The sequence below is a fragment of the Enterococcus sp. JNUCC 77 genome, from assembly GCF_054819945.1.
Window position 1 is genome coordinate 373,270 of record NZ_JBTHIG010000001.1, and the last position, 12,295, is coordinate 385,564.

The window sequence follows — 12,295 nt, forward strand, 5'->3', positions numbered from 1 at the left end:
CTCTATTTCCAAAATTTTCTAAATATTTTTCGGTATTCTGAAAAGCTCATCAATTCGGGATTTTTGAAAGATTTAAAAATACCTTAAGATAGAAAAAGCGAATGATAACAAGTTCAATTTAAAGAAAACTATAATCGCTTTATTTACTTCGATTATGCTTTGCTAAAAAGTCAGCGGATAACCTTGAAAGCCCTTACAATTAAAGGGTAAAATTTATTTAGTATTAAATCAGCAATAAAATGAGTCAAATTTTTTAAAAAGGAGGATTTTATTTAAAAAGACTCATGCAATAATTATGATAATTTGGAGGGTTAATTATGTCGAATGGAACGAAAAAGAAACTGACTCTGATTTCTCTAATCTTAATGATTTTTACTTCAGTATTTGGTTTCACTAATATTACACGGGCCTTTTATTTAATGGGCTACGCATCAATTCTTTGGTACATTTTAGCGGCCATCACTTTCTTCTTGCCATTTGCTTTTATGTTGTCTGAGTATGGTGCTGCTTTTAAAGACAGTAAAGGTGGTATTTATGTTTGGATGGCAGAATCTTTTAATCCAAAATTCGCTTTCGTTGGAACATTCATGTGGTATGCATCTTATATCGTTTGGATGGTAAACGTTGGTACAGGGATTTGGATTCCATTATCTAATGCTATTTTCGGAACTGACCAAACCCAAACTTGGTCACCACTGGGTCTATCTGGGGTGCAAACATTAGGTGTTTTAGGTATTTTATGGATTATTTTAATTACAGTTGTATCCTCAAAAGGTTTGGATAGTATCAAAAAGGTAACCTCAATCGGCGGAACTGCCGTAGCATTGATTAACGTTGTATTATTTGTTGGTGGATTGGTTATCTTAGTTTTAAATGGTCAAATGGCTGAGCCTGTTTCAGCGCAAGCTTTCGTGACTTCACCAAATGCCAACTACACTAGTATGATTTCTGTCTTTAGTTTCTTGGTATTTGCTATCTTCGCCTATGGGGGACTAGAAGTTGTTGGTGGTTTAGTTGATGAAACTGAAAATGCAGAAAAGACTTTCCCTAAAGGGGTAACTATTTCGGCAATCGTTATTGCGGTAGGTTACGCAGTCGGTATTTTCATGGTTGGTACATTTACTAACTGGCAATTTACTTTTACCCAATTTCCTGGTGATACAGAAGTAACGTTAGGAAACGTAGCGTATATCATGATGAACAATATGGGTTACCAATTAGGTCACGCATTAGGCGTATCTGAAGCTGCGGCTGTACAAATTGGTCTCTGGGTATCTCGTTACATGGGTCTTTCAATGTTCCTATCTCTAACTGGTGCCTTCTTCACATTGATCTTCTCTCCATTAAAACAGTTGATCGAAGGAACACCAAAAGAAGTTTGGCCTAAATTCTTAACCAAATCTAAAAATGATATGCCAATTAACGCTATGCGAGTACAAGCAGGTATTGTAATCGCAATGATCGCATTAGTATCATTTGGGGGACGTGGCGCGCAAGCCTTCTTCCAAGTATTGGTTTCGATGACTAACGTGTCGATGACAATTCCTTATATGTTCTTATCAATTGCTTTCTTAGGATTTAAGAAGAAAACAGAAATTCATAAGCCATTTGAAATTTATAAAACGAAGAGTATGACGACGCTGGCTGTAGTAGTGGTTACTTTCGTGGTAGGTTTTGCCAATGTATTTACAATCATTCAACCAGCTACTCAAGGAATGATTTCAGATACAATCTGGTCAATTGCCGGCCCGGTAATCTTTGGTGTGATTGCCTTAGTCATGTTTAGTCGCTATGAAAAAAAACAAGCTAGCCAAAACTAGAGGTGTAAAGAATGGAAAATTTTCAAAAGAATTTAGAAAAATATGCGAATCTAATTGTTAAAACAGGGGTCAACATTCAAAAAGGTGATTTGATTCAACTGGATATTTCTGTAAATCAAGCACCACTGGCACGTTTAATTGTCAAAAAAGCTTATGAATTAGGTGCCAAAGAAGTGATTATTCGTTGGAATGATGATGTGATCTTGAAAGCCCAAGTAGAAAGTATGGACATTGAAGATTTACGAGCAGTTCCCCAATATAAGATGGATGAAATGGATCAATTAGTTGACCAAAGAATGACGCGTATCAGTGTAGTCTCACAAGACCCGGGTGTTTTTGCCGGAGTTGATACTGACAAAATTGCGGCTTATCAAGATTATGATCGTAAATTATTGTTTGGTTTGCGCCAAGTTGCAGCTGCTAATAAAATTTCTTGGACAGTCGTAGCAGCTTCTGAAGCTGGCTGGGCAAAAAAAGTTTTTCCAGATTTACCAGAAGATCAACAAGTAGATGCCTTATGGGACGCAATTTTTAAAGCGACGAAAGTTTATGAAGACGATCCAATCGCAGCTTGGGTTGCCCATGAAAAATTATTGCGGGAAAAAGCTGATATGATGAACAAAGAACAATTCAAAGCGTTACATTATACAGCACCTGGGACGGATATGACGGTTGGCTTACCAGAAGGCCATCTTTGGGATAGCGCCCGTAGTATTAATGAAAAAGGTTTTGAATTTATGGCAAATATGCCAACAGAAGAAATATTCACTGCTCCTGATGCGCGTGTGGCTGATGGTGTCGTTTCTTCAACAAAACCGTTAGCTTACGCAGGGCAAGTCATTACCGGTATTAAATTAACCTTTAAAGATGGTGAAATTGTCGATGTAAAAGCTGATCAAGGGGAAGAAGTTCTGAAAAACTTAGTGAAAATGGATGAAGGCTCAAAACATTTAGGTGAAGTAGCCTTAGTACCAGATCCGTCCCCAATTTCGCAATCAGGTATTACATTCTTTAGTACCTTATTTGATGAAAATGCTTCGAATCACTTAGCGATTGGAAATGCTTATGCCTTTAACTTACAAGGCGGCGTTGACATGACTGAAGAAGAATTAGATGCCAAAGGTTTGAATCGTTCGAAAAACCACGTAGACTTTATGATTGGTTCAGATAAGATGGATGTTGACGGTATTCGTCACGATGGAACAAAAGTACCGATTTTCCGTAACGGAAACTGGGCTTAAAGTTAATTGATAAACCACTGGCAAAATTGTAAAAGATTTTGTCGGTGGCTTTTTTGGTTAGATTGAGGAGGGGAATTTAATTTCTCCTAAAGTTTTTGGGATTAAGCTAACCGTTTTGTTTATCACTAGAAAGCTGTATGATAAGAATGAGGTGAAGACATGAAAAATTATATTTCTGAGAATGCGAGTATCTATGGTGACGTAACTATTGGCCGGGGAAGCACAGTGTGGTTTCAAAGTGTGATACGCGGTGACAGTAATAAAGTTGAAATTGGTGAAATGACAAATGTCCAAGATGGGACAGTTATTCATGTCGATCATCATGCACCGGTTAAAATTGATGATTACGTAACAATTGGCCATGGTTGCATTATTCATGGTTGTGAAATTCAATCAGGTGCGCTAATCGGCATGGGGTCGACCATTTTAAATGAGGCGGTAATTGGTGAGAATAGTTTGATTGGTGCAGGCTCTTTAGTAACGGAAGGCAAAGTGATTCCACCAAACGTCTTGGCTTTTGGTCGGCCAGCTAAAGTCATTCGTCCACTCACGCCAGAAGAAATAACCAAAAATCGAGAAAATGCCCAACATTATTATGAGGCTGGTGAAGCTTATAAAAATGGAAATTATCCAAAATATCAGAATCAATGAGTGAAATATCCTTATTTTTCTTCAGATTTTCTGAAAAAAGATTCCTAAAATTGATTCAGATTATGAGGACGTTTGTTATTCATTTTTTTTTGGGTCTGCTATAATGAAAAAAAGGAGTGAGCCTGAATGGATGCAAGTAAATTTGATCAAGAACCAGTTACAGAAGAAAGTTTGCTAGAAAATGGCTACCGTAAATATGTTGGTAAAGATGTCGACATTTATTACAATAAAGATATCTGTGCCCACATTGGTAATTGTGTACGGGGAAATCCCGAAATTTTTGAAGTAGGCCGCCGTCCTTGGATTATTGCCGACAATGGTCCAGCAGAAAATGCGGTTCAAGTAGTAAATACTTGTCCCAGTGGTGCGCTAAAATATATTAGAAAGTAGGAAACAAGATGGAAATCAAAGAAGAAAAAAATCGTTTTGCCTTAATTAATGATGATGGTATTGAAGCGGGTGAAATGACTTGGTCTGATGCAGGCCCAGAAATTATGATTATTGACCATACTTTCGTAGATCCAACTTACCGTGGTCAAAAATTAGCAGAAAAACTTGTTGCTGCTGGTGTAGAAAAAGCTCGTCGTGACAACAAAAAAATTATTCCATTATGCCCATTTGCAAAAAAAGAATTTGCTGAAAAACCTGAATACGACGACGTCTTAAGAAAATAATCAAAAAGAGTCCTCTAGCCAAACTTATTGATTTATGCTAAAGTATCATTGAGAAAGTTTGGAAAAAGGAGGTCTCTTTTTTTGTATAATATTATTTTAGGAACTATTTTGGTTTTGTCAGTTATCATTGTGATTACGATTATGATGCAACCAAGTAAACAGAATAGTGCAGCTAGTGCATTTACTGGCGGTGCAGATCAACTTTTCGGCGGCAAACAAAAAGCCCGCGGATTTGAAGCAGTCATGCAGCGATCAACAGCTATTTTAGGTGCTGTCTGGATGATTTTACTTTTTGCCCTAATGTATATTTCAAGTAACTAAGCTTCTCATGATGAGAGGCTTTTTTTTATTTTGTTTTCTAGCAAAAATCAAGTATGATTATCAATAGTATAAAGGTAAAGACGCAGAAAGGAATTGTTTTATGGCGCAAACAAGACAAGCGCTTTATTTTCCCCATGGAAATAAAGCCGTTTTATTATTACATGCTTATTCAGGCAGTCCTAATGACGTAAGAATGCTGGCACGAGCTTTAGAAAAATATGATTACACTGTTTATGCACCGCTTTTTCAAGGGCATGGAACAGCAGACCCTTTAGATATTTTGAAAAAAGATCCTGAGCAGTGGTGGCAAGAAACTCGCTTAGCGATCAGTTTTTTACAAGAAAAAGGTCACCAAGTGGCGGTCTTTGGCTTGTCGATGGGTGGCGTGTTTGCTACACGAGCTTTGACAGAATATGGTAATGATCTGGTAGGTGGCGGTTTTTTCTGTTCACCAATTACGCCGGTAAAAAATACTGTTGTCGAAAACTTCCTATTATATACCCAGAAAGTTTTGGAAAAAAATCAACAACCAACGGAACAACTATTAATCGATTATCGGCCTTTAGTTGAGAAACAATTAAGTCTGATTGAAAAGCAGGCAGAAATAACCCATGAACAATTAGAGCAAGTAAGCCAACCTTTCTTTTTAGCACAAGCAGGAAAAGATGAGATGATTGATCCTAAAGGCGCTTTAAAGACAGCTGAAAAATTAACCAATACTAAATTCACATTGAAATGGTACCCGAAAAGCGGGCATGTGATTACTGTCGGCGTAGATCGCCATCAGTTAGAAAGAGATGTTGCTGATTTTTTAGCAACACTTGAATGGAGAGAATAATGGAAAGAAAAACAATGAAACAAGAAATTTTAACTTTTTTGCAAACGGCCAATAAGAAAAGTTTTTCGATGGAAGAACTTGCGGAAGCCTTAAAGATGCAAAAAAGTGCGGACTATAAATTATTGGTCCAAACAATTGCTGCGATGGAAAGAGAAAAATCAGTCGCATTGAATCAAAAAGGGAAAATTAAATTGCCGCTGCAAGCAGTCACGATAGAGGGGATTTTCCGCAGTAACGAACGAGGCTTTGGCTTTGTTACGATTGACCCAGAAGAGCCGGATGTCTATATCGCTAAAGAAGAAACACATTACGCCATGAACGGTGATACTGTTGAAATCGAGATTATCAAGACAGCCGATCCTTTTTCAGAGCGTGGTGCTGAAGGCCGAGTCCTAAAGATTAAACAACGAGCAATCACTCAAATCGTCGGAGAGTTTGTCGCTTTTGATGTAGATGAAATGAAAGAGTCCGATCTTTATGGTTTCGTCATCCCTAAAGATAAAAAAAGCAGTCAATTTAAAGTCTATATTCCTGCTGAAGGAATTCAACCGGTGGATGGCAGTATTGTGATTGTGGAAGTTACTCATTTTCCCGAAGAAGGTTACGCAACTAGCTTAGAAGGATTAGTCACAAAAGTGATTGGTCATAAAAATGATCCCGGCATGGATATTTTATCAGTTGTTATTGCATTGGGGATTCCCACTAGCTTTCCTGACGAAGTAATGGCAGCAGCTGATGAAGTCCCAGATGAAATTAGTGAAGCTGATTTAGTTGGTCGCAGAGATTTGCGGGATCAGCAAATTGTGACGATAGATGGTGCTGATGCAAAAGATTTAGATGATGCTGTGACGGTTAGAAAATTAGACAATGGTAATTATTTTCTAGGTGTCCATATCGCTGACGTTTCTTATTATGTTGAAAAAGACAGTTTATTAGATCAAGAAGCTTTTGAACGAGGCACTAGCGTTTATTTGACGGACCGTGTAATTCCGATGATTCCGCAACGCTTATCAAACGGGATCTGCTCGTTAAATCCTAAAGTACCTCGTTTGGCAATGAGTTGTGAGATGGAGATTACACCTAACGGTCAAGTCGTAGCACATGAGATCTTCCCAAGTGTGATTCAAACGACAGAGCGGATGACTTACAGTGCTGTTAATGGCATTTTAGAGGAGCAAGATTCTGAGTTGATGACACAATATCAAGAATTAGTGCCGATGTTTGAATTAATGAAGGAATTACACCAAATTTTAGAAGCGATGCGCACCAAGCGTGGCGCCATTAATTTTGATGATCAAGAGGCGCGAATCTTAGTTGATCCTGAAGGGACACCGTTAGAAATTCAATTAAGAGAACGTGGTGTGGGTGAACGCTTAATTGAATCTTTCATGTTAGCAGCCAACGAAACGATTGCCGAACATTTTAATCGCTTGAAAGTTCCATTTATCTATCGAATCCACGAACAACCAAAAGAAGAAAAAATGCAGCGCTTTTTTGATTTTGCCTCTGCACTGGGTATTTTAGTCAAAGGAACAAAAGAAAACATTACGCCAAAAGATTTACAAAAAGTGATTGATCAAGTAGCAGATAAACCTGAGGCACCAGTGATTAACACGATGTTGTTACGTAGTATGCAACAAGCGCGCTATTCTGAAGATAATTATGGACATTATGGCTTAGCAGCAGAATACTATACTCATTTCACGTCGCCGATTCGACGTTATCCAGATTTGATTGTTCATCGTTTGATTCGGACGTATAGTCAAGATCAAAGTGAAACAACCAAAGCTGTTTGGGCTGAGGCTTTGCCAGAAATTGCCGATCATAGCTCGCAAATGGAGCGCCGAGCAGTAGAAGCTGAACGGGATGTAGATAGCCTGAAAAAAGCCGAATACATGGCAGATAAAATCGGTGAAGAATATGACGGTATTGTTAGCTCAGTGACCAAATTTGGTTTGTTCATTGAATTACCTAACACTGTTGAAGGGCTGATACACGTTAATGAGTTGAAACAAGACTATTTCCAATTTATCGAAAACCAACTGGCTTTAGTGGGGGAAAGAACCCGTCAAACCTTTAAAATTGGTCAAAAAGTTCGCATTAAAGTAACTAAAGCTGATCCTGAAACCAGAGAAATTGATTTTGAGTTGTTATCGGCAGAAGAAGTGGCAGAGGTGGAACTAAGTCACCAACCACAAAACCGCCGTCGTCGCCGTGATAAACCAACTAACAAAAAGCAATCTAATTCAAAGAAACCCAACCGAGAATCTGGTTCAGGTAAAAAGAAAAAACCGAAAAATAAAAAAGCCTTTTATCAAAGCGTAGCTAAAAAACCAAAGAAAAAAGGTCGAAAGAAGGGATAGTATGCCAAAAGGCGAAGGGAAATTAATTGCCCAAAATAAAAAAGCCCGCCATGATTACACCATCACTGACACCGTTGAAGCAGGGATGGTGTTACAAGGAACAGAAATAAAGTCGATTCGCAATAGCCGAATTAATTTAAAAGATGGCTTTGCCCGTATTAGAAATGGTGAGGCCTTCTTATACAATGTTCACATCAGCCCGTATGAGCAAGGCAATATTTTTAATCACGATCCGTTAAGAACTAGGAAACTACTGCTACACAAAAAGCAAATTGCTCGTTTAACTGGTGAAGTGAAAAGTCCTGGTGTCACATTAGTACCCCTGAAAGTTTACATGAAAAATGGCTTTGCCAAAGTACTTATCGGGGTTGCTAAGGGGAAACATCAATATGATAAGCGGGAAGCTTTAAAACGTAAAGACGTTGATCGACAAATCAGCCGAACATTAAAAAACTACAGCCGTTAACAGAATATTCTTTTTCGCATATTTGATGAAAATTTCTTTACTTCACTTTGAATTTTGATAGGATTGTTTAGAATTTAGGATGGCTGTTTTAAGTAAAATTGTAAGAAAACGCTATAAAAAAAAGATTAAATATTTCTTAGAATAATACTTTAAGATTATTTAACTATTTTCACGAAAATTCTTTGAAATTTTCCTTTTGTGGTGGTAACATAGCGTAGTATTTTGACTGATAGCCAAATGCCACATTAACTTAGACGCACGTCAATGGGAAAAGAGGTGAAATGGATTGGATGAAAAGTCTTGGGTTTTCCATATCGGTCCGGTATGGTTTGATGGTACAGTAACGACAATGTTAGCGTTGACGGTGTTAATTGTCTTTCTGATTGTTTTTATTTTTACCAGAAATTTAAAAATGAAACCCACTGGGAAACAAAACGCAATAGAATGGGTGGTTGATTTCACGGCGAACATTGTCGGAGATAACATGCCTAAAAAAGAGGTTCGCAATTTTAGCTTTTTTTCATTCACTTTATTTTTATTTATTTTTGTCTCAAATCAAATTGGTTTGGTAACAAAAATCGTTTCGCCTAGTGAGATCTCGTATTGGAAGAGTCCAACAGCTGATCCGCTAGTGACGATGGGCTTAGCTTTACTTGTCTTGGTCTTAGCCAACTTCTTAGGAGCAGATCGTTTTGGTTTTAAAGGATATGTGAAAAATTCATTTTTTGCACCGATGCCAGCACTGTTTCCAATTAAGATTTTGGAAGAATTTACCAATGTTATTACATTAGGTCTACGGCTATACGGTAATATTTATGCTGGTGAAGTTTTGCTGACAGTAATTGCCAGCATGGTAACCAGTGCAGGTTGGATTGCCTTACCATTGGCGATTCCGCTTGAAATGATTTGGATTGCATTTTCATTATTTATCGGTAGTATCCAGGCGTTTGTCTTTACTACTTTGTCAATGGTTTATATTAGTCACAAAATTGAGTTAGAAGATTAACTATTATCCAATTAGGAGGAAATTTATTATGAACTTTATCGGTGCAGGGATTGCAATTTTAGGAGCAGCTATCGGTGCTGGTATTGGTAACGGACAAGTTATCAGTAAAACAATCGAATCTATGGCACGTCAACCAGAAATGGCTGGACAATTAAGAACAACAATGTTTATCGGGGTTGGTTTAATTGAAGCTGTGCCCATTCTAGGTGTCGTTTTAGGTCTATTGATGGTATTCCAATAAAATTCAAGCAACGGGAGGTCGTTGCTGTTTTTTATGTAGGAGAAACCAAAAGAAAGGAAGACCAGTATGCTGAATCATCTAGTAGTTGCCCAAGTCAATACGACCTTAGGGAATTTGATGGCTGTCACAATTGCCTTCATCATCCTACTAATACTATTGAAAAAATTTGCTTGGGGCGCAGTCCAAAATATTCTGCAACAACGAGAAGATAAAATCGCCAATGATTTAGATTCTGCTGAACAATCACGGCTAAAAGCAACCCAGCTTGAAAAAGAACGAGAAGACCAGCTGGCAAATTCTCGCAGTGATGCAGCAGAAATTATCAAAAATGCCAAAGAAAATGGCGAATTGACCCGTCAAAGTATCTTAAATGATACTGACACTGAAGTAGCTGCTCGAAAAGCACGGGCAAAAGCGGAAATCAATGATGAACGCGAAAACGCGCTTACTTCAGTGAAAGATGATGTGGCTAGCCTTTCTTTAGAAATCGCAGAAAAAATCTTATCAAAAGAATTATCTGCTGATGCGCATGAAAACTTGATCAATCAATATCTTGATCAATTAGGAAAAACAAAACATGAAGCTTGATAAATATACAGTTGGTAAACGTTACGGCAAAGCCTTATTCGAATTGGCGGAAGAAGGCAGTGAAACCGATGCAGTCTACCAAAGCTTAATAATTCTTGATGGTGTCTTTGATGAGATTCCTGATTTAGGCAATATTTTAACTGATGTGCGCTTAACGGGAGACGAAAAAGAAGCCATTATGAATCGTTTATTGCAAAATTTTGATGGTCTAGTTAAAAACTTTTTAAAAGTTGTTTTTGACTATAATCGAATAGATGATGTGCCTTTTATGATTGAAGAATTTAATCGTCGTTACGATATCAAAAATAAAATTGCAGAAGGTACGATTACAACAGCTGTTGCAATTACACCAGAAAAAAAAGCAGAAATTGAAGCGAAAGTGGCGGAGGTTTTTGGCTATCAAAAAGCTTTGCTAAAACCGTTAATTGATGAAAGCATCTTAGGTGGTGTCGTGGTTGAAGCCAACCATCGCGTATTAGACGGCAGCTTAGCAAGTCAACTGGCAGGATTGCGGGCAGCACTAGGTAAATAAAGAAGAGGTGAAAGAAATGGCCATCAAAGCAGAAGAAATCAGTGCTTTAATCAAAGAACAGATTCAAAACTACGACAATAAACTTTCTGTTGAAGAAATCGGAACAGTCACTTATGTCGGTGATGGTATCGCCCGCGCTCACGGGTTAGAAAATGCCATGAGTGGCGAACTTTTGGAATTTACCAACGGTTCCTACGGTATGGCACAAAACTTGGAAAGCAATGATGTAGGGATTATTATCCTTGGAGAATTTGAAACCATTCGTGAAGGCGATAAAGTAAAACGAACTGGCCGGATTATGGAAGTGCCAGTCGGTGAAAAAATGATTGGTCGGGTTGTAAATCCTTTAGGACAACCAATCGATGGTTTAGGTCCAATCGAAACGACTAATACTCGTCCAGTTGAAGCAGTTGCTCCTGGCGTTATGCAAAGAAAATCAGTTTCTGAACCAATGCAAACTGGTTTAAAAGCGATTGACGCGTTGGTACCAATTGGTCGTGGCCAACGGGAATTAGTTATTGGTGACCGTAAAACAGGGAAAACATCGATTGCAATCGATACAATTATTAATCAGAAGGGCCAAGATTTAATTTGTATTTATGTGGCGATTGGTCAAAAAGAATCAACTGTCCGCTCACAAGTTGAAACTTTAAGAAGTTATGGCGCAATGGATTATACCATCGTGGTTAATGCCGGGGCGTCTCAACCAGCGCCGTTATTATACATTGCACCTTATGCTGGTACAGCGATTGGTGAAGAATTTATGTATAACGGTAAACACGTGTTAGTTGTTTTCGATGATTTATCAAAACAAGCGGTTGCTTATCGTGAACTGTCTTTACTATTACGTCGGCCACCAGGTCGTGAAGCTTATCCAGGGGATGTTTTCTATTTGCATTCTCGTTTGTTAGAACGGGCAGCTAAACTTTCTGATGAGTTAGGTGGCGGTTCATTAACAGCTTTACCATTTGTTGAAACACAAGCTGGAGATATTTCAGCTTATATTCCAACGAACGTAATCTCTATCACTGATGGACAGATTTTCTTAGAAAGTGATTTGTTCTATGCAGGGAATCGTCCAGCCGTGGATGCCGGTTTATCGGTTTCACGAGTAGGTGGCGATGCGCAAATTAAAGCCATGAAAAAAGTTGCTGGTACCTTGCGTTTAGATTTGGCAAGTTACCGTGAATTAGAAGCTTTTACTCAGTTTGGTTCAGATTTAGATGCTGCAACGCAAGCAAAATTAAATCGTGGACGTCGAACAGTTGAAGTGTTGAAACAAAAATTACATGCTCCTTTAGCTGTGGAAAAACAAGTAACAATTCTTTACGCGTTGACCCATGGATTTTTAGATAGTGTGCCAGTCAACAGTATTTTAGATTTTGAAAGTCAACTGTTTGATTACTTTGATACCAATCATGTTGATCTATTTAACATCATAAAAGAAACCAAAGACTTACCAGATACAGAAAAATTCGACGCGGCCATTCAAGAATTTAAAGATATTTTTGATACAGCCAGCCAAAATGTGCCAAAAGCATAAGTGAGGTGAAA

Annotated in this window: 14 protein-coding genes; all 14 read left to right on the plus strand. The window is 38.1% G+C overall.

Annotated elements, in window-relative coordinates; genetic code table 11:
- Nucleotides 1–317 precede the first annotated feature (317 nt).
- Nucleotides 318–1,820 (plus strand): glutamate/gamma-aminobutyrate family transporter YjeM, encoded by a 1,503-nt coding sequence (yjeM, locus tag ACVWNY_RS01945; RefSeq protein ID WP_218324155.1) that lies wholly within the window; start codon nucleotides 318–320, stop codon nucleotides 1,818–1,820.
- A gap of 11 nt (nucleotides 1,821–1,831) precedes the next feature.
- Nucleotides 1,832–3,061, plus strand: a complete 1,230-nt coding sequence (locus ACVWNY_RS01950) for an aminopeptidase (protein ID WP_218324156.1) — start codon at nucleotides 1,832–1,834, stop codon at nucleotides 3,059–3,061.
- A 159-nt stretch (nucleotides 3,062–3,220) separates the two neighbouring features.
- Complete coding sequence (locus ACVWNY_RS01955; protein ID WP_218324157.1) at nucleotides 3,221–3,712, plus strand: gamma carbonic anhydrase family protein; 492 nt, start codon at nucleotides 3,221–3,223, stop codon at nucleotides 3,710–3,712.
- Nucleotides 3,713–3,838: 126 nt separating this feature from the next.
- Nucleotides 3,839–4,102 (plus strand): (4Fe-4S)-binding protein, encoded by a 264-nt coding sequence (locus ACVWNY_RS01960; protein ID WP_218324158.1) that lies wholly within the window; start codon nucleotides 3,839–3,841, stop codon nucleotides 4,100–4,102.
- 8 nt (nucleotides 4,103–4,110) lie between these two features.
- Nucleotides 4,111–4,386 carry a GNAT family N-acetyltransferase gene (locus ACVWNY_RS01965; protein WP_218324159.1) on the plus strand — a complete coding sequence of 92 codons (276 nt, stop codon included), beginning with the start codon at nucleotides 4,111–4,113 and terminating at the stop codon, nucleotides 4,384–4,386.
- 81 nt (nucleotides 4,387–4,467) lie between these two features.
- Complete coding sequence (gene secG, locus ACVWNY_RS01970; protein ID WP_218324160.1) at nucleotides 4,468–4,707, plus strand: preprotein translocase subunit SecG; 240 nt, start codon at nucleotides 4,468–4,470, stop codon at nucleotides 4,705–4,707.
- 100 nt (nucleotides 4,708–4,807) lie between these two features.
- Nucleotides 4,808–5,545: an alpha/beta hydrolase gene (locus ACVWNY_RS01975; RefSeq protein ID WP_218324161.1), complete on the plus strand. Its 738-nt coding sequence runs from the start codon at nucleotides 4,808–4,810 to the stop codon at nucleotides 5,543–5,545.
- Complete coding sequence (gene rnr / locus ACVWNY_RS01980; protein ID WP_218324162.1) at nucleotides 5,545–7,908, plus strand: ribonuclease R; 2,364 nt, start codon at nucleotides 5,545–5,547, stop codon at nucleotides 7,906–7,908. Before ACVWNY_RS01975 ends, rnr begins: the two co-directional genes overlap by 1 nt.
- Before the next feature lies 1 nt (nucleotide 7,909).
- Complete coding sequence (gene smpB, locus ACVWNY_RS01985; RefSeq protein ID WP_218324163.1) at nucleotides 7,910–8,374, plus strand: SsrA-binding protein SmpB; 465 nt, start codon at nucleotides 7,910–7,912, stop codon at nucleotides 8,372–8,374.
- A 286-nt stretch (nucleotides 8,375–8,660) separates the two neighbouring features.
- Nucleotides 8,661–9,380, plus strand: coding sequence for a F0F1 ATP synthase subunit A (gene atpB / locus ACVWNY_RS01990; RefSeq protein ID WP_218324164.1), 720 nt, complete (start codon nucleotides 8,661–8,663; stop codon nucleotides 9,378–9,380).
- Between the two features lie 28 nt (nucleotides 9,381–9,408).
- The gene (atpE, locus tag ACVWNY_RS01995) at nucleotides 9,409–9,621 is read left to right on the plus strand and encodes an ATP synthase F0 subunit C (protein WP_218324165.1); all 213 of its coding nucleotides are present in this window, start codon (nucleotides 9,409–9,411) and stop codon (nucleotides 9,619–9,621) included.
- Between the two features lie 66 nt (nucleotides 9,622–9,687).
- Nucleotides 9,688–10,209, plus strand: a complete 522-nt coding sequence (gene atpF, locus ACVWNY_RS02000) for a F0F1 ATP synthase subunit B (protein ID WP_218324166.1) — start codon at nucleotides 9,688–9,690, stop codon at nucleotides 10,207–10,209.
- Nucleotides 10,199–10,741: an ATP synthase F1 subunit delta gene (gene atpH / locus ACVWNY_RS02005; RefSeq protein WP_218324167.1), complete on the plus strand. Its 543-nt coding sequence runs from the start codon at nucleotides 10,199–10,201 to the stop codon at nucleotides 10,739–10,741. The genes atpF and atpH overlap by 11 nt, the downstream gene beginning before the upstream one ends.
- Before the next feature lie 16 nt (nucleotides 10,742–10,757).
- Complete coding sequence (gene atpA, locus ACVWNY_RS02010; RefSeq protein ID WP_218324168.1) at nucleotides 10,758–12,284, plus strand: F0F1 ATP synthase subunit alpha; 1,527 nt, start codon at nucleotides 10,758–10,760, stop codon at nucleotides 12,282–12,284.
- Nucleotides 12,285–12,295: the final 11 nt, after the last annotated feature.

Excerpts from the sequence above, each read along its gene's own strand:
- atpE (WP_218324165.1), top strand. The coding sequence starts at position 9,409 with ATGAACTTTATCGGTGCAGGGATTGCAATTTTAGGAGCAGCTATCGGT.
- ACVWNY_RS01965 (WP_218324159.1), top strand. The coding sequence starts at position 4,111 with ATGGAAATCAAAGAAGAAAAAAATCGTTTTGCCTTAATTAATGATGAT.
- ACVWNY_RS01975 (WP_218324161.1), top strand. The coding sequence starts at position 4,808 with ATGGCGCAAACAAGACAAGCGCTTTATTTTCCCCATGGAAATAAAGCC.
- atpA (WP_218324168.1), top strand. The coding sequence starts at position 10,758 with ATGGCCATCAAAGCAGAAGAAATCAGTGCTTTAATCAAAGAACAGATT.
- yjeM (WP_218324155.1), top strand. The coding sequence starts at position 318 with ATGTCGAATGGAACGAAAAAGAAACTGACTCTGATTTCTCTAATCTTA.
- ACVWNY_RS01955 (WP_218324157.1), top strand. The coding sequence starts at position 3,221 with ATGAAAAATTATATTTCTGAGAATGCGAGTATCTATGGTGACGTAACT.
- ACVWNY_RS01950 (WP_218324156.1), top strand. The coding sequence starts at position 1,832 with ATGGAAAATTTTCAAAAGAATTTAGAAAAATATGCGAATCTAATTGTT.
- rnr (WP_218324162.1), top strand. The coding sequence starts at position 5,545 with ATGGAAAGAAAAACAATGAAACAAGAAATTTTAACTTTTTTGCAAACG.
- atpH (WP_218324167.1), top strand. The coding sequence starts at position 10,199 with ATGAAGCTTGATAAATATACAGTTGGTAAACGTTACGGCAAAGCCTTA.
- atpF (WP_218324166.1), top strand. The coding sequence starts at position 9,688 with ATGCTGAATCATCTAGTAGTTGCCCAAGTCAATACGACCTTAGGGAAT.
- ACVWNY_RS01960 (WP_218324158.1), top strand. The coding sequence starts at position 3,839 with ATGGATGCAAGTAAATTTGATCAAGAACCAGTTACAGAAGAAAGTTTG.
- smpB (WP_218324163.1), top strand. The coding sequence starts at position 7,910 with ATGCCAAAAGGCGAAGGGAAATTAATTGCCCAAAATAAAAAAGCCCGC.